A 17,861-nucleotide genomic window follows, 5' to 3' on the forward strand; every position below is an offset into this window, starting at 1 on the left:
GCACAAGCAAGATGCTTGCGCTAGCGGGGATTGAAACGAAAAAGGTGAATGTTAATAAGTTTCTTTAAAATGGCTTAAAACGAAGTTTTTTAACAAAAAAAAGCAACCGTTTTGGTTGCTTTTTACAATTTACTAATGCTATAAAGTTTAATTCAGTTCAAAATACCATTCTAAAAATTCATTAAAACTATCCCATTTAGTATCAATAATTCCTTTTTGAAAGTTTAATAATTTTTCTCCCAATTCCAATTCAATTACCTCACCTGTTTTTCGATTATAAAAAAAACCTCCTTCTCCTTCAAAACTATCTAAAGGAATATATTCTTTAGGGATAGAAAAATTTTCTTGAAAAGCAATTATTTGCTTTTCATATGATGAATTAATATAGAACCAACATACATTATAGATATTTCCTATTCTGCCTTTAAAGGTCATTGCATTTGTTCCTAAATTAAATTGAGCAAAAGAACTATTTATATTTATACCTAAACTTTCTAAGGCTTTTTGATAATCTAAATCTTCTGTTGTGTCATAGTATTTATTTTCTATTAAATACTTTTTTATTTTATCTGTTAACATATCTGTTTATTTTTAACCACAACCTTTTACTTTACTTGCTCTTTCTTTCCAATATGCTTCTCTATCAACATCAAAAATATTTCTATCTCCGACTGGGTCAAGAGGGTTTTTATTAGGGCTAAATGGGTGTAATGCTTTTCTACCATTACTATTATTGCTATAAAGGTGTGTAGATTGTGACAATTCAAAAAGAGGTCCTTTCCCTTGTTGTCTAGAATGATGTAGATTTATTACCTCCCAATTTCCATTCTTATTTACAAGTGGTGCATCACCTCTTAATGCTTTATCTAAATTAGTTTCAATTCCTCCTCCTTTTTTATTAAATGTTGCATTCCAATCAATATCTTGTTGAAAAACTTTATAATTATTTCCTGTCCCGCCAGATGAAACTGAAGGTGCTTGAAAAGTTGAAGGTGTAAAAAACCCACTTAATCCAAAAACATCTACCCAACTATTACTATCGCTTACATACGCATAAAAGTTAGGTTCACCAGAAGCCAACCCAATTGGATCTTGGCTTATATACGTTCCACTATCAGGCGAGTAGTATCTAAACCTGTTGTAACACAGCTCTAGGTCATCATCAAAATATTGGCCTTGGTATCTAAAGGGTAAACAGCAAAAGAACTTTTGGTAACTATATTACCTACCACAGTTTAAAAATACAAAAAGCTACCTAATTTATTAGATAGCTTTTGTTGTTTGTTTTTTGTAAAACTTATGAGGTAGGGCACAAGCAAGATGCTTGCGCTAGCGGGGACTAAAAACGGAGTTTTTGAGCATAAAAAGCCACAACTTTAGTCGTGGCTTTATGGTTTTTACACTTGGGACTCATTACAAAAATACTATTATATATCTATTTTTTGTAATAGCTCTTTTGCAATAGTTCTTTCGTAATTAACAAGGTCATTTGAGTACTTTGTACTAACAACATTTGTCAAGTAATTTTTTGCGACATCAAAAACTTCATTTTCAAAATAAATTTCACCTAAAATACAACTAATACGTATAAAATATAAATCGTTTTTTTCTTCTTTAGATTTTACTAATAGTTCTTTTAAGATTTCAACAGCTTTATCAACTTTTCCAAAGTCTAAAAGTCGTAATGCCTTATTAAATTGATTATCCACACTTATATTTTTTTGCAAAGTTCCTAGATGATTTTGGTAAATTATGGTCTTTCATCATTTTTTTTAACTGACGTTGTAAATCTGTTAGGTTAAAGTTTTTATTTTTAGCCCAATCTTTAAACTGTTTGTTCCATATTCCGCCTTTTGCTCCTTTGTGAATCGTATTGTGTAATTCATTAGTTATAGTAGATATTTGTCGATGTAAATAATCTGCCCCATTTCCTTTTGTCAACTTATCTAATTGATTCATAAATTTCTTGTCTTTTAGCATTTCTTGAGGAATTAAGTGATGATCTCTCATTGCTGAAGGACCATATCTTTTTAACCAGTTAGAACTTGCTCTAGACATTCCGCTAGACGTAGTGCATCCTTTAAGTGGCATCAATCCAAAAATATCTAATTGAGAATTACTATCTTTAGCATATGCATAAAAATTGGGTTCTCCAGAATCAAGCCCAATTGGATCTTGAGAAATATAAGTTCCCGTATCTGGCGAATAATACCTAAACCTGTTGTAACCCAGCTCTAGGTCATCATCAAAATATTGGCCTTGGTATCTAAAGGGTAAACTGCAAAAGAACTTTTGGTAACTAAACTAATTACCACAGTTTAAAAATACAAAAAGCTACCTAAATTTACTAGATAGCTTTTGTTGTTTGTTTTATAATTTAAGGCACAAGCAAGATGCTTGCGCTAGCGGGGGAGTATTTCGATTCCATCTTTCGTTTTTAGCAAAATGCATCCGAAATTATTATTTATTTCTTCTAAATCATCTATAAATTTTATGGGATAAAAATTGGATTTAATTAAATATGGTAACTTATTCATATTATTAGAAACATCAGAAATACTTAAATTTAAGTCTAATTTTTTCTTCAATGTAATAATAAATTTATTTTTTTCTTTAGGAATTGAAGTTATATATAAATTTGCTTCATCATACAATAAATCACTATCATTTTCTTCCTCTTCAATTACGGCTCCATTTTCTACCCAAGATGTAAAAGAATTTGCTATAGATTTAGCTTCATCACTTCCCACGGTACTCAAATCTAAGAGATAAATTTCTTTATTTTTACTTTCTCTCTTTACAAAAACACCTTCTCCACCACCAGAAAAACCTATAATGAATAATTCTTTATCATAGATTTCTATTTCATATAATTTTTGCTTCTCAACAGCTGTTTCAAAATCAAATAAAGTTAAACCGTTACTAAAATTAATTTCTTGATATTCTCTAAAAAAAAATTTTACGTCATCATTAATTAGTTCTGCTTCAAGCAATGAAAGATATTCGTGATTTAGCGGCTTATCTCTTTTGTATATAAAGTCAGTATTATTGAAAATCATATTTTATCAAATTGTATTATTAAAACCCTCCTAAACTATCAAAGTATTTATATGCTTTTTTCGCTAAATTCTTAGCTACATCTGAAGGAACTCCAGAATCAATCATTTCTTTGTATGCTGTATTAAACTCGTTTTTCAATGAATTCCCATATCCTCCGACTGCTCTTCTAGCTCTTTGAGCTGCACTAATTTTTGCGTGTGGCATACCTGATGCCGATTCTAATAGTATTGCAGATGAATTTTTATTAACTTTTGATGCATTTGGCATATTTTCTTTTACCCATTTTTGCTGAATAAAGTGATGAAATTGAACAAAATTGTCTTCTTTAATATTTTTATGCCCTTTTAATCTATTTTTTCCAGGTGATAGGTCACTATGTTTTCCTATATCATTTGTCTTGAATTTCTTTGAACAATCTAATCCAAATGGATCAATCCAACTATTAGAATCAGGAACGTACGCATAAAAATTCGGGTTACTCCCACGTAATCCTATAGGGTCTTGACTTATATAAGTCCCACTTTCTGGCGAGTAATACCTAAACCTGTTGTAACACAGCTCTAGGTCATCATCAAAATATTGGCCTTGGTATTTAAAGGGTACACTGAAAAAGAACTTTTGGTAACTACATAAATTACCACAGTTTAAAAATACAAAAAGCTACCTAAATTAGTAGATAGCTTTTGCTGTTTGTTTTTTGTAAAACTTATGCTGTACGGCACAAGCAAGATGCTTGCGCTAGCGGGGGGTAGATGTTATGTACATTGACCAAAATATAATCCAGCTTCTTTATTAACAACTAATTTTTTTTTAATGAACAGATATCCTATAGCGTCAGAAATATATAAAATATTTTCATAGCCTTTTGGAAAATCGCCTGCATAAAATTGTAATAAATATTTATAACCGCTAAAACTAAGTTCTTCTTGGAGAAATATTGGTTTATCATTAATGTTAGAGGTATCTTCTTCGTTTGTAATTTCGATTTTCATAGCAGGAATTAAGTAATCTGAAAGGTTAATTGATTCTTTGGCTTTTTTATGATATATAACTTTAGTATTACGCTTTATTAATTCAAGTTCTTCCTCATCTTCTATGTTATATATTACTTTGTCTAAAAAATAGTCATCTTTATCTTGACTATATGTACTGAAAACAGATATGCAGGTATTGTCGTCTGTTTCAACACCTAAGGCATTTTTTAAAAAAGTATAGGGTAGAGTTAGAACTAGTGTTAAATATTTTCCTTCTTCATCTATTGGCCATAGTTCGCTGTTTATAAAAGATTTACCTCCTGTTTTTTCTATAAAATCAAAGTCATCAACTGGTTTGTTAAATGTTATAATCATTTTAATTAATGGTGTTTTTTAGTTTTTAGTGAATTATAAAAGGCTTCAGCTTCTTTTCTTAATCTTCTTGCGGAAGAAGCCGGGATTCCTGCTTTTCTTAATGCTCCTTGAACAATATCAAGCTCTCTTTTTAGATTATTTTTAAATTCATTGAAACTTAAGCCTTGACTGGCTCTTATCCGTCTTTCATGCCAATGAGCTCCTCCATTTGTCATTTTTCCTTCGACTAAAGTTGGAGCCTTAGTATGATAATATTTATCTAAAGCTATTGAAGGGTTCCCAGATAATCGAGAATTAGCTAACCCTTGTTGTCTTAGAAATTCATGTCTAAGTAATTCGTGTGCTTGTAAACCTTTTCCCATTGGTTTTACCCCCCCATAAGTACCAAATTGAAAAGGATTTGAAGCTAACCCAAAAACATCTACCCAACTATTACTATCGCTTACATACGCATAAAAGTTTGGTTCGCCAGAGTTTAACCCAATCGGGTCTTGACTTATGTAAGTTCCACTATCTGGCGAGTAATACCTAAATCTGTTGTAACACAGCTCTAGGTCATCATCAAAATATTGGCCTTGGTATCTAAAGGGTAAATTGCAAAAGAACTTTTGGTAACTATATTACCTACCACAGTTTAAAAATACAAAAAGCTACCTAAATTAGCAGATAGCTTTTGTTGTTTGTTTTTTGTAAAACTTATGCTGTACGGCACAAGCAAGATGCTTGCGCTAACGGGGCCAACCCAATTGGGTCTTGAGATATGTAAATTCCGCTATCTGGCGAGTAATACCTAAACCTGTTGTAACACAGCTCTAGGTCATCATCAAAATATTGGCCTTGGTATCTAAAGGGTAAATTGCAAAAGAACTTTTGGTAACTATATTACCTACCACAGTTTAAAAATACAAAAAGCTACCTAAATTAGCAGATAGCTTTTGTTGTTTGTTTTTTGTAAAACTTAAGCTGTACGGCACAAGCAAGATGCTTGCGCTAGCGGGGCGTATTCAAGATATTCAAAGTTTAGATAATAATACACAAAGTATTTTATTTAATCTTATTGATACTTACATACAAAACTTTAAAACCAAACAGGCTTTTGCGCAATAAAAAAAACACGACATTAGCCGTGGTTATTACTTTTATTTTGTTTGCTTATTCATGCACGGTACTAGTTACAAACTAGCACCAGCAGGGGCAATTTACATTTGAGTAATATTAAATTTGTATTTATCATCTTCTCTTGGATCTTTATAACCATCAAAATTCTCTACTGATTCTAACTCAAAAGAAAAACCAAAGTTTGTTTCTGGATATTCCAATTCTTCCTTACGTTTGTACCCTTTAATATTTACTAAATATTTACCTTTAGGTACATTGAACCTTAATGATCCATATAAAGTCTCATCATCTAAAGTTTGATATGAATTAGAGTCTTTATCATCAGAATAATCTTTTATATCCCAATTATGTAAATTACTTACAGAACCTATCCATAAATCATTATCACTAAAAACCTCTAAATTAAAACCTTTTTCTTGGTGTACTTCTATCCAATCTTCATTGAAATTATTATTTACTTTTATAATGTACTCAATAGAATTTATAGGTAAAATTGGTAGCCAAGTTCCATCTTTGATTGATTTAATATATCTATCATGGCTATCTTGAAAAAATTTAAGAATTTTCTTACTTCTTGACTTTTCCTCCTTCAAAAATGATTCTAACTTTTTAGGAGACAATAGATAAAGTCCATAATCACTTACATCTAATTTATATTCTTTCATTGTTGATTATTATTTTATAATTAATGATGTGTCGGAATTTTTCCTTTCTTGTGTAATTCTTCTAATTTTTCAATAGCCTCTAGAGGTGTTACATTTCTCATTAACTTATTATCCGTATAAGGTATTTTCATGTAACCTTTAACATTAATATCTTTATATGCTTTTTTAGCAGCTTCAAAAAACTCTTCTGTAGTACCTGTATATTTAGAACTATGATAAGGTACATCAGCATCAATTAAATTTCGATGTAATTGTTTATGTAAATCTGCAGTTCCAACACCATTATCTGGATACCATGCAATAGCATTATTAGGAGATAATTCGGCAATTCCTAAATTTTCAGCAATACTTCTTGGCATTAAATGATGTCCCATTCCAGAACCTAATAAATCAGAATATAGTCCTAATTGATCTACGTAACTATTAGAATTACTTACATAACTATACATATTCGGCATTCCTCCTGCCAACCCAATTGGATCTTGAGAAATATAAGTTCCCGTGTCGGGAGAGTAATACCTAAATCTGTTGTAACACAGCTCTAGGTCATCATCAAAATATTGGCCTTGGTATTTAAATAGTAAACTGCAAAAGAACTTTTGGTAACTACATAAATTACCACAGTTTAAAAATACAAAAAGCTACCTAAATTAGTAGATAGCTTTTTGTATTTTAATTCTTTGTAGAACTTATGCTGTACGGCAGGCACAAGCAAGATGCTTGCGCTAGCGGGGAAGTAAATTACATATCTGAATCTTCAAACCCATTTAATTCAATTTCAGACAAAAATTCATCCAAAAGATAATTTCCTATATTTTCTTTATTATAGATAAGTTCTAATGAATAATCCTGATTCTCAAATCTTCCAGAGTCATCTAAATAGCTAAAAACGCCAGCTAATGTATCTACCACTAAAAAATGCAAAATACTTTTTAAATTATCTTTCTGTTCTTCATTTAAACTTTGATAAAACTCTGTTGACTTATTCCATTTAAAATCTTTACTGCTCTGTGTAGAAGTATTTAAATTCTTACTGAAAGATTTTACTAAATCTACAACAAATTCTTTTTTAAAATTTTTTGCTAATTGTTCCGAATCCATTTTATTTTAGTGTAATTTTTTAGGTTTTTTCATTTCTGGGTACATAGCTTTATTTAAATCAATCAATTCTCTCAACTTTGAATTAGGAATTTCAGGATAAACGCGTCTAAGTTCTCTAATGTCCCTAGCTAATAATTCTCTAGCAGATGCAAATGGTTTCTTTGTGTTCGGATTAATTTTACTTGTAGAAACTACTCCTTTATCTCCTCTTCTATAGTTATGTCCTTCTTTATGTACTAAAATTGCGGGTGCTTCTTCAATGTCATAGTTTGCAACTAAATCTTTCATACGAGCCTTTTGACCAACATGAAGAGAACGTAAGTCAGAAGAACTTTTATTGTTTTTTAAATCTTTATGTAAACCTACAGTAAATTCTTCATTCGTAAGCCCAAAAACATCTACCCAACTATTACTATCGCTTACATACGCATAAAAATTTGGTTCGCCAGAAGCCAACCCAATTGGATCTTGACTTATGTAAGTGCCACTATCTGGTGAGTAATATCTAAACCTGTTGTAACACAGCTCTAGGTTATCATCAAAATATTGACCTTGGTATCTAAAGGGTAAACTGCAAAAGAACTTTTGGTAACTACATTACTTACCACAGTTTAAAAATACAAAAAGCTTCCTAATTTACTAGATAGCTTTTGTTGTTTGTTTTTTGTAAAAATTATGCTGTACGGCACAAGCAAGATGCTTGCGCTAGCGGGGGGGTAGCCCTAAAAACAAAGAGTTTCATTAAAAAAGTATAGCTTTTTAAGGCAAGCTTGGAGCATAGCGACAAGCCGTGCACAATAAAAAACCACAGTGTAAAACTGTTTTTTTTATTTCTGTATTTTTCTCTTATTTTGTATTAATATCCTAATTTCTCTAATGGCACAGTACCAGAAATAATATCGACATACTTTTCATACTCTAAAGGAATATCAATGTTAAATAGAATATCTTTAGCAGGATTTACGTTTTCACCTTTTAAATGGCATAAAAAAAGACGTTCATTTAAATTAGGATAAACTTCGACCGAAGTCAATTCATAATTTATAATATCTATAATATTAATACTTTTAGGGTTAAGTTGTTTTATAGACTTATCATATAGACCGCTTGGGTGGTCGTACTTTTCATCTTTTAAAATATCTTTTTCAACTAAAGTAGCACCATTTTCGCCAAACGTAATAAATTCCCTCTCTTTCTCTGTACCTTTCCATACCTTAACTGTTCTACTACCAGCATCTTCATCTATCCATAATTTAGGTGGTTGGTAATTTTCAATAGGCTTAAGCTTTAAAGTTTTAAGATTAGACTTTTTTAAAAATTGTCTTGTAACTGCCTGTAGAAATAATATTGGAATATTCTCCAAATCAACTTCTTTAAAGTTGCTATCTTCCCTAAAACAATTGAAAAAAATAATATATGGACTCTTAATCATTTGAGCTAAAGCAAAAACACCTTTTCTAGTTTCTATACTTAATACTTTATTTTCTTTCCAAGTTACTCTACCCATTTTAGTGATACTTTTTTAAATGTTTATTTTTAGCATCTGTATAGTTATCTATCTTGCCATTATTAGGTCCGACAGGATTTTGCTTATTTGCAACTCCTTTTGTACTATTCTTATCGTACTTTCCATGTTTTTTAACATCTTCTTCATAATGATGCTGTTCAAGTCCTCTAGCTGTATTTTTCCCTTCAACTCCTGAACCATTATAAACTGGAGTTGGTGCTCTACCTCCAAACTCATCAAAATTGCCTCCATAACGCCTCGAAATTATTTCTTCAGGCTTTAACTTTAAATCACTTGGTGCACTTGCATAACCAGTATAAGGTTTACCCCCTTTCATACCTCTATAAGTTACATGGTCTCTTCCTGCTCCTGTACTTACATTACCATAATTTATTCCAGAAAGCCCAAAAACATCAACCCAAGTATTACTATCACTTACATACGCATAAAAGTTTGGTTCACCAGATACCAGCCCAATAGGGTCTAGACTTATGTACGTTCCACTATCTGGCGAGTAATACCTAAACCTGTTGTAACACAGCTCTAGGTCATCATCAAAATATTGGCCTTGGTATTTAAAGGGTACACTGAAAAAGAACTTTTAGTAACTACACTAATTACTACTGCTTAAAAATACAAAAAGCTACCTAATTTACTAGATAGCTTTTGTTGTTTTTTTTGTAGAACTTATGCTGCACGGCACAAGCAAGATGCTTGCGCTAGCGGGAGTTAATATCCATTAGTCGAATATTAAATTAAAATATTTAATCAGAATAAATCTGAAATTTCACGACTAATAATTTTTTCAACAAACTCATTAAAGTCATTCGCTAAAACTTCTGTATCATCAGAGTCATGATAAATAATTGTGACTTTCCCTTCAGATGAAATAACTATTGGATTACCTGAACTATCAATTGCAATAACCAAACTTGAACTAAGTAGTTTATGAGTAGTTCTACCTTCATAATTTCTCCTATAATCCTTAGTTACTTTGGTTACAGTATCTTTAGGCATCATTGAATGATTATTAAAAGCAAAAATATTTACTCCCAAATAAGCTCCACCAAATTCTTTTATAAATTCAATATAATCCTTACTAAATTTATAATTCAGTTCTTTTTCAGAATCTTGAATTTCTTCATCAGTTGCCGGCAAACCTTTTAAACTACCTCCATCATTAAAAGGAGTTTTTAAAAAATTATTTATTTTATTTTTTAATTCTTCATTCATTTTTAATGATAATGTTTCGGTTTAATTCCTCTTTTATTAAGCTCTTGTTCTGCTAAGTGAGCATAAAACTCTTTTCTCCATTTATTAAATGCTCTTCTCTCATTAGTTGCTAGACCAGCTCCTTTCTTATTTCCAAATGGATGCTGCCCAGGATTAGTATGAGATTTATTATGGTGTTTTTCAGGCATTATTACTATAGGACCATTGGCGTTTTGCTTGTAGTGGTGTGCTCTCACTGAATTACGCTCCTTATCAAATATTGCCATTCCATTTCTATCACCCGTATTCCTATAATGTATTTGTTTTAATTCGGTATCTGTCATATGGCTTATATCTGTATATCCATTAGCTGTTAAAGTGGTCCCCGAAGAATCAGTAAATGTCACAAAACTAGAAGGGTGAGATGATAACCCAAAAACATCAACCCAACTATTACTATCGCTTACATACGCATAAAAGTTTGGTTCGCCAGAAGCCAACCCAATTGGGTCTTGACTTATGTATGTTCCAGATTCTGGCGAATAATACCTAAACCTGTTGTAACACAGCTCTAGGTCATCATCAAAATATTGGCCTTGGTATTTAAAAGGTAAATTGCAAAAGAACTTTTGGTAACTACATTAATTACCACAGTTTAAAAATACAAAAAGCTACCTAAATGAGTAGATAGCTTTTGTTGTTTGTTTTTTGTAAAACTTATGCTGTACGGCACAAGCAAGATGCTTGCGCTAGCGGGGGAAAAAGAGCAAAAAAGGGCGGAAACGCCCATAAATAAAGGAATTGAAGCAGAGCGCTACAATGTTAATAACTTTCTTTAAAATGGCTTAAAACGAAGTTTTTGAGCAAGAAAAAGCAACCGTTTTGGTTGCTTTTTTATAATTTTCCTTAAAATTGTTTTAGAAGTATTGTCAGAATTGAGGAACATCCATTTTTTCAAACTGCTCATCTTTGGGTTTGTTTCCCTCAATTTTAATTCCTCTTAAATCACAATTAACGAATTTTGTATTAGTAAAATTGCAATTGTAAAATCGAGAAGCTCTAAATTCTTGATTTCGGAATACAGCATCTGTAAAATCACAGTTGTAGAACTTGGTTCTTCTTCCTCCGTACTCGTAGCCATAAGTTCCAATCCCTAATTTTGCATTTACAAAACTACAATTTTCAAATATGGTATCGTCTGCATTGATTACTAATTTTGCTTCTTGAAAATTACATTCTTTGATTTGAGATTTATTTATTGAACATCTGTCCAATTTTGCTTTCGTTAAAATTACTTTTCGCCAATCGCTTTGATTTGCTGAACCTGAAATAGTAGAATAAGATAAATCAACATTTAATAATTTTGATTCAAATAAATAAGACTTTCTTAATTGTTCTACTGGCGATTTGTTGTCTATTACAATTCCTGACAAGTCCGTATTACTTATTTGTGCTCCTTTTTCAGTTAGTTTAGTAATAACCTTACTCATTTCTACTAAAAACTCTTCATCTAACCACTTTTCTTTTGTTTTCTTCATTCTTTACCAAATTATAGGTTCTACAATATCTGCTAATCCATCGTATTTTCCTATTCCAGTTGTCTTTGATGAACCACCGATATCAAATATGGCAGATTGACCATCTAAATCAGGAAAGTAAGCATCGGGGACTTTTTAAGCTTTTCTTTAATGGCTTCGATTTAAAAAAGTTCTTTTTTTAAGCTTAAATACTCGTCTAAATAGTTACAATCTTCTCCCCAACTTTTTAGTTCCTCTTCATATTGAGTGGCTAATTTTAATAGTTCGTCATTTTTTAAACCTGCTCTTTTCCCTACAAAATAGGAATAAAAAACTCTTGTTTGATATGTTGCATTTAAGCCTACTTTATCAATTGGAATATTATTAACTATATCATTTAATAATTTAGGGTTTTTACAATCTTCAAGAAATGGAAGAATAATGCTGTCAAAATAATCTAACCAATCCTTTACGACACATTCAGGCTCTTCGTTAAGCATAAATATTAGATTACTATATTTTTCCGGAAAATCTTTTTTTAAATAATATTCAGATAAAAATTTTAATTGCCCACCACAAAAATGTTTATAAGGTAATTTTATTCCTTTACTCTTTAATTCCGTTGTAAACCCTTTATTGCCATAAAATGCCTTTGTCTCTATTTCGATGAAGGTAGAACGCTTGTACATATACACAAATACAAAAAAAAGGTGTTCGCCATTAACGCACTCAAAAACTTTTCTACTTTTCTTATAGTTAAAGCCTTGTTTAGAAATCGTACCTAATATTCTATCTATAAAAACTTGATTAAATTCTTTAATATTCACTTTGTAATTAATTTATGGTAAATCATTATAAGTATAATTTGTTGTTTCTTTTCTTAATGAATTCTTTGCGATACTTTTACTTGAGCCTTTTGGTAATTGTGTACTCCTACTTGACCCATTAAATGTTCCTCCATTCTTATTTAATGCTTTTTGGAAGTCTGTAAAATCTGCCCCTCCATTTTTAGCATCAACCAAATCAACAACATTCCCTTTTTTATCTATTACCATAAAGTCAGGTTTTGCATAGGCTTTATTCCCTTTTGCATTTAAGGTGTTGTTTATATAAATTCTTGGCTCTGGTAAAATTTCATAACCGTCTTCAATAGGATATTTTTTCTGTAAACGCCCTAATACTTCTGGTTCTGAAAGTTCTTTTGCAATTCTCCTGTTCTTTATACAGTCCAATCCAAATACATCAATCCAAGTATTAGAGTCTGAAACATACGCATAAAAGTTTACATTATTACCTAAAAGCCCAATTGGGTCTTGACTTATGTAAGTGCCACTATCTGGAGAGTAATACCTAAACCTGTTGTAACACAGCTCTAGGTCATCATCAAAATATTGGCCTTGGTATCTAAAAGGTAAACTGCAAAAGAACTTTTGGTAACTACATTACTTACCACAGTTTAAAAATACAAAAAGCTACCTAATTTACTAGATAGCTTTTGTTGTTTGTTTTTTGTAAAACTTATGCTGTACGGCACAAGCAAGATGCTTGCGCTAGCGGGGGGTAATACTATATATATTCTACTCAAATTCTTCATATAAATCTTCAATTTCATTAAAAATATCTTCAGGAATTCCTTCAATGTATTTTTCTGAACTTGATATTTTTTCACCTTTTATTTTATCAAACATAACCAATGGTATTTTGATATTATCTAAATCAGAATATTCCTGTGTCCAGTCTAAACCATCATCATCTTTTGGGTCAAAACCTAAACTTTGATTAGTATAAAACCCAGAAATATAATTTTTCTCTATCTCATTTTGATATTCAAAACCATGTTTGGGGCTTGACATCCAATAAATCATTAGAATAGTCGCCTTTTCTGTTTGTTGATTTTTAACTAACCACTGCAAAAAAGTTTTACTACTGTCATAATTCCAATCCATAGCCATTTTGTGCCACTCTATTGGATTTGCTTTTTTTGCATAATTAATTATTTTATTGTCTGCTATTTTTATAATTTCTTGTTCAGTCATAATAAATAGTTTACTAATGGCATCTTACAGGAGTTTTTCCTTTTCTTGAACTTAATCTTTTTCTTTCAGCTTTTTGTATGGCACTAATTTTCTTTCTAGCTTGTGTAGCACTAATATCTCCTGCATCAAACTGTTGTTTTACTGCATTTACTCTAGTACCCATATCGGTATTTATATCTGGGTGACTTCCTCTATGGTAATAATCAAAACCTCCCTGTTGCGCTACATCTGCATTTTTAGGCAAGAACACACCATTTGAGGCTTTATCTTTTGCACCACCTAAACCTATATCATCAAAAAACTGTTGATTATCAACCCAAACTTCGTGGGGTATTACGTGATGTGCTTGAAAGTCTCCTCTGGTAAATGGATTCATTCCATGTTCCATTCCAGCTTTGGATAAGTTTCTTCCTAAAGTTCCACTTCCTTTACTTAACCCAAGTGGGTCTACCCAACTATTACTATCACTTACATACGCATAAAAGTTTGGTTCACCAGAAGCCAACCCAATTGGGTCTTGGCTTATATACGTACCACTTTCGGGTGAGTAATACCTAAACCTGTTGTAACACAGCTCTAGGTAATCATCAAAATATTGACTTTGGTATTTAAAGGGTAAACTGAAAAAGAACTTTTGGTGCTAACATTACTTACCACAGTTTAAAAATACAAAAAGCTACCAAATTTACTAGATAGCTTTTGTTGTTTGTTTTTTTGTCGAACTTATGCTGTACGGCACAAGCAAGATGCTTGCGCTAGCGGGGGAACGCTTGCAAATAAAGGGATTGAAGCGGAATGCTACAATGTTAATAACTTTTTGATTTGAATGGTTTTGAAGAGCAAAATCCACAAAAAAACGAACCGAAACGGCTCGTTTTGTAAGATTTGAACTTTATCGAAATTATATTTTACTGTAAATCTCTCTCAATGTATTTATATGCTCTTTTCTGTTAGGTAATCTAATTTTATTAAAATATTTATCTAACGAAGTTATATCACTTTTTGATAAATAATAGTATTCTATCAAGAAGCCTATTAATGATATTATTGACAGTGTTTCCTCTTCGTCATCATCTTCATCATCTTCATCAATTTCTTCGCCTTTGGGGTATTCTTCTTCTAAATTCGACTTTTTAAACTTAGTTAGAACTCCTGCTGAATAACTTGCAACACCTTCTTTTTTAGAAAATAATAGATTCAGTAATTCATCTGCTCTTAATTCAGATGCATCAATTTTCTTTTGTCCAATATTTAGTATTTGTGTATTGATATAGTCTTCTATATCTATATTTGTTTTAAATGAAATTTCATTTAAAACATTCTTATAATCAACATTTTCAATTATTTTTTTTATTTCATTAAACATAATCACCAAGAATTTGTTCCTTTAATAATTTTCACTAAATCATAACCTGTATGGCGGTATGGGTCCATTGACGCATGTCCCCAAGGAGTAGCTTTTGTTAAATTCCACGATTGATGGGCAACATCTCCAGCTCCTCTTTGCGGTAATGATGTATGATGTAACTCCATTGATACATTTTTAGTTTTAAAGGTTTGGGTTTTATGATGGAATATTTTCACTTTCATTTTGGGAGCTTTTCCTTTAAGCATTCTATCTAAATTTCTTTGTGAATACAAATGAGCATTATCTATTGCTTCTTGCTTCCAGAATTTTTTTCGTGCTGTTCCCCAACATTCTAAACCAAAAACATCAACTTGAGAGTTACTATCAAAAACATAACCATAAAAATTAGGATTATTACCTTCCAACCCTATTGGGTCTTGGCTTATGTAAGTACCTGTATCAGGCGAGTAGTATCTAAACCTGTTGTAACACAGCTCTAGGTCATCATCAAAATATTGGCCTTGGTATCTAAAAAGGCAACCGCAAAAGAACTTTTGGTAACTACATTACTTACCACAGTTTAAAAATACAAAAAGCTACCTAAATTAGTCGATATCTTTTGTTGTTTGTTTTTTGTAAAACTTATGCGGTAGGGCACAAGCAAGATGCTTGCGCTAGCGGGAAAAAAAGCGAAAACACCCACGAATAAAGGGTTTGAAGCGAAAAGTAAAAATGTTGATAACTTTTTGGATTTGGCTTAATTTAAGCCATAATCTTCAATATTTTCCAATTCATATTTTTGTAGCTGTTCGCTTATTGTTTTACTTAAAGTGTCTTTATTCATTAGAGTCCTCACTTGATTTTCCCAATTTTCTGCACCTCCAAAACTTTTGGTTACTCTTTCTGACCACTTTAAAATAATTTCTTTACCTTTTTTTATTTTTTTCTCTGCTTGTTCCGTATTTCCACACCAATAATTAAGCAATACAATATCTCTTAACGTTGTTTCTCCATTTATTTCATCAACTACACTTTTCATATAGCTTGCTAACTCTTGATAGCTAAAATCTTCTTTTTGCAAAAGTGGAACTTGATTTTTTAAATCCTGTACAATCTTTTCAAAGCTATTGTTATGTTCTTGCATTGAAAAGCTATTTGTTGCCCCTTTTTTGTTCTTTAGCTCTACGGAGGAAGTAAGAGGAACTGTTGGAATTTCTAAATCATACATCAAATCATAAACATAAAAGCAAACTCTATAACGTGTGCTACTCAAAATTGGTTGTAAGTATATCCCTACCAAAAAACTTCCCTTTCTTTTTATAAAATTCATTGGTAGGTATTTAGCAAAATCAGTAAATACATTTAACCAATCCTTTTCTATTTTTCGTTTATTTAATTTTTCGCTCATATTTTATTTTAATTAGGATAAATTGGCGTTTGGTTGCCAATGTTTGGGATGTTTGTAGCGTTTTTAACCCTTTGAGCTTTGCCTAATTGACTTGGTTGCCGTTTTGTGAATTTATAATCGTAAACATCACCAGTTTTTGTGTTAAACACGTCTGGTCTTGAACTACCTTTTGTTCCCCAATCAACTTTAATTTTATTCAAATAAGATTCTTCAACTTCAAGGTGAGTTCTTTGTCCTGTCATTCTCTGATAACGTTCTAATAATTCATCGGCATATTTATGTTTTTTAGAACCCTGTACATGACCTGTTCCAAATTTACCGTGTCCATTTTTAACTCCTCAAGCCTCTGCTTTATTAGCTATACGTTGCACAAATTCCTCATCATTCATTTGAGAAACCGACTTATTTCCACCACAAGCAGCTTTTGCCAACCCAAATGGGTCTATCCAACTATTACTATCGTGAACGTATGAGTAAAAGTTCGGTTCGCCAGAGTGTAGCCCAATTGGGTCTTGGCTTATGTAAGTTCCGCTATCTGGCGAGTAGTATCTAAACCTGTTGTAACACAGCTCTAGGTCATCATCAAAATATTGGCCTTGGTATCTAAAAGGTACACTGAAAAAGAACTTTTGGTAACTACATTACTTACCACAGTTTAAAAATACAAAAAGCTACCTAAATTAGCAGATAGCTTTTGTTGTTTGTTTTTTGTAAAACTTATGCTGTACGGCACAAGCAAGATGCTTGCGCTAGCGGGGGGGTAGCCCTAAAAACAAAGAGATTGAAGCCAAATTAGTAAAAGTTAATAACTTTCTTTAAAAGACATAAAAAAACGGAGTTCTTGAGCAATAAACTAAAATTAAATTATTGAAATGTTTTCAATATTTAAGTTTCTAATTTTTTCAATATCCTTAATTTTTTTACATTTCTCTAAATTTAATTGAACTAAACAATGCAATTGTTCGATATATGGAAAAATAGTTTCTAAAGAATTACAATGTTGAAAGAATAAAGTTTTTAGGTTCGTGCAATTTTCTACTCCTTTAATCGAAGTGAATTTACCTTTAATAATCCTGAAATACTCTAATTCATTTATACCTTTTATAAATGTTAAATCTTCTGAATTAACATTACCTAGTTGCAGTCTTTTCAATGAATTTAAAGCGTTCCAACCTATAATATTTTTATTATAAGATGTATTGAGTTTTTCTAAATTACCAAAGTTTGAAAAATCAAGGTTAAAATCATTATCAACAGCCCAACGAAAATCAATAATATTTTCAAGATTTTTTATGGGAGAAATATCTGTTTTCTTCGTTAATGGAATGGTAAAATGAAAAGTCTCTAAAAAATTTAAGTCTTTCAAAAAGTTGAAATCAAAAGTCCGCCTATCATTACTCATTCCATTCCAAAAACTAACATCTTTAATTTTATTTTTAATTAAGTAAGCTATTCCATTATCTAAATCTTCAAAAGGTATTCTAATCCCTTTAAAAAAAGAAGTTTCACTATAATCTATTACAAATTTTTCCATAATAT

23 protein-coding genes and 13 pseudogenes are annotated in these 17,861 nt (G+C 31.1%); all 36 read right to left on the minus strand.

All coding sequences use genetic code 11. The features are described from left to right. Window positions 1-147: 147 nt before the first annotated feature. Complete coding sequence (locus KLA_RS15490) at window positions 148-579, minus strand: hypothetical protein (protein ID WP_034646853.1); 432 nt, start codon at window positions 577-579, stop codon at window positions 148-150. Between the two features lie 12 nt (window positions 580-591). Further along, window positions 592-921: an HNH/ENDO VII family nuclease gene (locus KLA_RS18615; RefSeq protein ID WP_200868415.1), complete on the minus strand. Its 330-nt coding sequence runs from the start codon at window positions 919-921 to the stop codon at window positions 592-594. 99 nt (window positions 922-1,020) lie between these two features. Next, window positions 1,021-1,179: pseudogene (locus KLA_RS18620) on the minus strand (RHS repeat-associated core domain-containing protein); the annotation flags it as partial. Between the two features lie 248 nt (window positions 1,180-1,427). Next, window positions 1,428-1,709: a hypothetical protein gene (locus tag KLA_RS15500; RefSeq protein ID WP_152536858.1), complete on the minus strand. Its 282-nt coding sequence runs from the start codon at window positions 1,707-1,709 to the stop codon at window positions 1,428-1,430. Continuing rightward, entirely contained in the window at window positions 1,702-2,091 is a 390-nt protein-coding gene (locus tag KLA_RS18275; protein ID WP_051456132.1) for a DUF2380 domain-containing protein, read from the minus strand. Before KLA_RS18275 ends, KLA_RS15500 begins: the two co-directional genes overlap by 8 nt. Before the next feature lie 15 nt (window positions 2,092-2,106). Then, window positions 2,107-2,262: pseudogene (locus KLA_RS18490) on the minus strand (RHS repeat-associated core domain-containing protein); the annotation flags it as partial. Between the two features lie 140 nt (window positions 2,263-2,402). Beyond that, window positions 2,403-3,059, minus strand: coding sequence for a hypothetical protein (locus tag KLA_RS15510; protein WP_034646857.1), 657 nt, complete (start codon window positions 3,057-3,059; stop codon window positions 2,403-2,405). 19 nt (window positions 3,060-3,078) lie between these two features. Then, window positions 3,079-3,495 (minus strand): hypothetical protein, encoded by a 417-nt coding sequence (locus KLA_RS18280; RefSeq protein ID WP_316931902.1) that lies wholly within the window; start codon window positions 3,493-3,495, stop codon window positions 3,079-3,081. Then, window positions 3,490-3,654: pseudogene (locus KLA_RS18495) on the minus strand (RHS repeat-associated core domain-containing protein); the annotation flags it as partial. The pseudogene KLA_RS18495 and the gene KLA_RS18280, both read right to left, overlap by 6 nt. 161 nt (window positions 3,655-3,815) lie before the next feature. Then, on the minus strand, window positions 3,816-4,409 hold the full coding sequence (locus KLA_RS15520) for a hypothetical protein (protein ID WP_034646860.1): 594 nt from the start codon (window positions 4,407-4,409) through the stop codon (window positions 3,816-3,818). A 5-nt stretch (window positions 4,410-4,414) separates the two neighbouring features. After that, window positions 4,415-4,771 (minus strand): hypothetical protein, encoded by a 357-nt coding sequence (locus KLA_RS15525; RefSeq protein ID WP_232228781.1) that lies wholly within the window; start codon window positions 4,769-4,771, stop codon window positions 4,415-4,417. Between the two features lie 57 nt (window positions 4,772-4,828). Beyond that, a pseudogene (locus KLA_RS18500) lies at window positions 4,829-4,987 on the minus strand (RHS repeat-associated core domain-containing protein); the annotation flags it as partial. Window positions 4,988-5,105: 118 nt separating this feature from the next. After that, window positions 5,106-5,252, minus strand: a pseudogene (locus KLA_RS18585) (RHS repeat-associated core domain-containing protein); the annotation flags it as partial. A 356-nt stretch (window positions 5,253-5,608) separates the two neighbouring features. Then, window positions 5,609-6,121 carry a hypothetical protein gene (locus KLA_RS15530; protein WP_235183580.1) on the minus strand — a complete coding sequence of 171 codons (513 nt, stop codon included), beginning with the start codon at window positions 6,119-6,121 and terminating at the stop codon, window positions 5,609-5,611. A 92-nt stretch (window positions 6,122-6,213) separates the two neighbouring features. Then, window positions 6,214-6,759 (minus strand): annotated as a pseudogene (locus KLA_RS17880) (RHS repeat-associated core domain-containing protein); the annotation flags it as partial. Window positions 6,760-6,934: 175 nt separating this feature from the next. Next, window positions 6,935-7,294 (minus strand): hypothetical protein, encoded by a 360-nt coding sequence (locus KLA_RS15540; protein ID WP_034646866.1) that lies wholly within the window; start codon window positions 7,292-7,294, stop codon window positions 6,935-6,937. Window positions 7,295-7,300: 6 nt separating this feature from the next. Continuing rightward, a pseudogene (locus KLA_RS17885) lies at window positions 7,301-7,849 on the minus strand (RHS repeat-associated core domain-containing protein); the annotation flags it as partial. Between the two features lie 301 nt (window positions 7,850-8,150). Continuing rightward, window positions 8,151-8,801 (minus strand): hypothetical protein, encoded by a 651-nt coding sequence (locus tag KLA_RS15550; RefSeq protein ID WP_034646868.1) that lies wholly within the window; start codon window positions 8,799-8,801, stop codon window positions 8,151-8,153. Window position 8,802: 1 nt separating this feature from the next. After that, the gene (locus KLA_RS18375; protein ID WP_051456133.1) at window positions 8,803-9,138 is read right to left on the minus strand and encodes a hypothetical protein; all 336 of its coding nucleotides are present in this window, start codon (window positions 9,136-9,138) and stop codon (window positions 8,803-8,805) included. A gap of 75 nt (window positions 9,139-9,213) precedes the next feature. After that, window positions 9,214-9,372, minus strand: a pseudogene (locus tag KLA_RS18505) (RHS repeat-associated core domain-containing protein); the annotation flags it as partial. A gap of 197 nt (window positions 9,373-9,569) precedes the next feature. Then, entirely contained in the window at window positions 9,570-10,034 is a 465-nt protein-coding gene (locus tag KLA_RS15560; RefSeq protein ID WP_034646871.1) for an SMI1/KNR4 family protein, read from the minus strand. A 2-nt stretch (window positions 10,035-10,036) separates the two neighbouring features. Further along, on the minus strand, window positions 10,037-10,357 hold the full coding sequence (locus KLA_RS18510; protein WP_316931903.1) for an HNH/ENDO VII family nuclease: 321 nt from the start codon (window positions 10,355-10,357) through the stop codon (window positions 10,037-10,039). Between the two features lie 96 nt (window positions 10,358-10,453). Then, window positions 10,454-10,612, minus strand: a pseudogene (locus tag KLA_RS18515) (RHS repeat-associated core domain-containing protein); the annotation flags it as partial. A gap of 330 nt (window positions 10,613-10,942) precedes the next feature. After that, the gene (locus tag KLA_RS15570; protein WP_084470753.1) at window positions 10,943-11,551 is read right to left on the minus strand and encodes a pentapeptide repeat-containing protein; all 609 of its coding nucleotides are present in this window, start codon (window positions 11,549-11,551) and stop codon (window positions 10,943-10,945) included. 161 nt (window positions 11,552-11,712) lie between these two features. Further along, window positions 11,713-12,357 (minus strand): hypothetical protein, encoded by a 645-nt coding sequence (locus KLA_RS18290; RefSeq protein WP_200868413.1) that lies wholly within the window; start codon window positions 12,355-12,357, stop codon window positions 11,713-11,715. A gap of 12 nt (window positions 12,358-12,369) precedes the next feature. Further along, entirely contained in the window at window positions 12,370-12,762 is a 393-nt protein-coding gene (locus tag KLA_RS15580; protein WP_034646873.1) for a hypothetical protein, read from the minus strand. A 9-nt stretch (window positions 12,763-12,771) separates the two neighbouring features. Beyond that, window positions 12,772-12,930, minus strand: a pseudogene (locus KLA_RS18520) (RHS repeat-associated core domain-containing protein); the annotation flags it as partial. 177 nt (window positions 12,931-13,107) lie between these two features. After that, the gene (locus KLA_RS15585; RefSeq protein ID WP_034646875.1) at window positions 13,108-13,566 is read right to left on the minus strand and encodes a DUF4274 domain-containing protein; all 459 of its coding nucleotides are present in this window, start codon (window positions 13,564-13,566) and stop codon (window positions 13,108-13,110) included. 13 nt (window positions 13,567-13,579) lie between these two features. After that, a complete protein-coding gene (locus KLA_RS18525) occupies window positions 13,580-13,954 on the minus strand; it encodes an AHH domain-containing protein (protein WP_316931904.1) in 375 nt (124 codons plus the stop codon). A gap of 57 nt (window positions 13,955-14,011) precedes the next feature. Beyond that, a pseudogene (locus KLA_RS18530) lies at window positions 14,012-14,170 on the minus strand (RHS repeat-associated core domain-containing protein); the annotation flags it as partial. Window positions 14,171-14,467: 297 nt separating this feature from the next. Then, the gene (locus KLA_RS15595; RefSeq protein ID WP_034646879.1) at window positions 14,468-14,932 is read right to left on the minus strand and encodes a hypothetical protein; all 465 of its coding nucleotides are present in this window, start codon (window positions 14,930-14,932) and stop codon (window positions 14,468-14,470) included. Between the two features lie 2 nt (window positions 14,933-14,934). Further along, window positions 14,935-15,435 (minus strand): annotated as a pseudogene (locus KLA_RS15600) (RHS repeat-associated core domain-containing protein); the annotation flags it as partial. 236 nt (window positions 15,436-15,671) lie between these two features. Further along, window positions 15,672-16,322 carry a hypothetical protein gene (locus KLA_RS15605; protein WP_034646881.1) on the minus strand — a complete coding sequence of 217 codons (651 nt, stop codon included), beginning with the start codon at window positions 16,320-16,322 and terminating at the stop codon, window positions 15,672-15,674. Between the two features lie 8 nt (window positions 16,323-16,330). After that, window positions 16,331-16,564 carry a hypothetical protein gene (locus KLA_RS15610; RefSeq protein WP_034646883.1) on the minus strand — a complete coding sequence of 78 codons (234 nt, stop codon included), beginning with the start codon at window positions 16,562-16,564 and terminating at the stop codon, window positions 16,331-16,333. Window positions 16,565-16,762: 198 nt separating this feature from the next. Next, a pseudogene (locus KLA_RS18535) lies at window positions 16,763-16,924 on the minus strand (RHS repeat-associated core domain-containing protein); the annotation flags it as partial. Window positions 16,925-17,181: 257 nt separating this feature from the next. Continuing rightward, on the minus strand, window positions 17,182-17,856 hold the full coding sequence (locus tag KLA_RS15615) for a hypothetical protein (protein ID WP_034646885.1): 675 nt from the start codon (window positions 17,854-17,856) through the stop codon (window positions 17,182-17,184). Window positions 17,857-17,861: the final 5 nt, after the last annotated feature.

Source organism: Cellulophaga geojensis KL-A, from assembly GCF_000568425.1.
Classification (GTDB): Bacteria; Bacteroidota; Bacteroidia; order Flavobacteriales; family Flavobacteriaceae; genus Cellulophaga; species Cellulophaga lytica.

Bases quoted from the DNA above. Each gene is read 5' to 3' on its own strand.
- KLA_RS15490 (WP_034646853.1), bottom strand. From the start codon at position 579: ATGTTAACAGATAAAATAAAAAAGTATTTAATAGAAAATAAATACTAT.
- KLA_RS18275 (WP_051456132.1), bottom strand. From the start codon at position 2,091: ATGCCACTTAAAGGATGCACTACGTCTAGCGGAATGTCTAGAGCAAGT.
- KLA_RS15510 (WP_034646857.1), bottom strand. From the start codon at position 3,059: ATGATTTTCAATAATACTGACTTTATATACAAAAGAGATAAGCCGCTA.
- KLA_RS15520 (WP_034646860.1), bottom strand. From the start codon at position 4,409: ATGATTATAACATTTAACAAACCAGTTGATGACTTTGATTTTATAGAA.
- KLA_RS15525 (WP_232228781.1), bottom strand. From the start codon at position 4,771: ATGGGAAAAGGTTTACAAGCACACGAATTACTTAGACATGAATTTCTA.
- KLA_RS15540 (WP_034646866.1), bottom strand. From the start codon at position 7,294: ATGGATTCGGAACAATTAGCAAAAAATTTTAAAAAAGAATTTGTTGTA.
- KLA_RS15550 (WP_034646868.1), bottom strand. From the start codon at position 8,801: ATGGGTAGAGTAACTTGGAAAGAAAATAAAGTATTAAGTATAGAAACT.
- KLA_RS18375 (WP_051456133.1), bottom strand. From the start codon at position 9,138: ATGAAAGGGGGTAAACCTTATACTGGTTATGCAAGTGCACCAAGTGAT.
- KLA_RS15560 (WP_034646871.1), bottom strand. From the start codon at position 10,034: ATGAATGAAGAATTAAAAAATAAAATAAATAATTTTTTAAAAACTCCT.
- KLA_RS18510 (WP_316931903.1), bottom strand. From the start codon at position 10,357: ATGACAGATACCGAATTAAAACAAATACATTATAGGAATACGGGTGAT.
- KLA_RS15570 (WP_084470753.1), bottom strand. From the start codon at position 11,551: ATGAAGAAAACAAAAGAAAAGTGGTTAGATGAAGAGTTTTTAGTAGAA.
- KLA_RS15585 (WP_034646875.1), bottom strand. From the start codon at position 13,566: ATGACTGAACAAGAAATTATAAAAATAGCAGACAATAAAATAATTAAT.
- KLA_RS18525 (WP_316931904.1), bottom strand. From the start codon at position 13,954: ATGGAACATGGAATGAATCCATTTACCAGAGGAGACTTTCAAGCACAT.
- KLA_RS15595 (WP_034646879.1), bottom strand. From the start codon at position 14,932: ATGTTTAATGAAATAAAAAAAATAATTGAAAATGTTGATTATAAGAAT.
- KLA_RS15605 (WP_034646881.1), bottom strand. From the start codon at position 16,322: ATGAGCGAAAAATTAAATAAACGAAAAATAGAAAAGGATTGGTTAAAT.
- KLA_RS15610 (WP_034646883.1), bottom strand. From the start codon at position 16,564: ATGACAGGACAAAGAACTCACCTTGAAGTTGAAGAATCTTATTTGAAT.
- KLA_RS15615 (WP_034646885.1), bottom strand. From the start codon at position 17,856: ATGGAAAAATTTGTAATAGATTATAGTGAAACTTCTTTTTTTAAAGGG.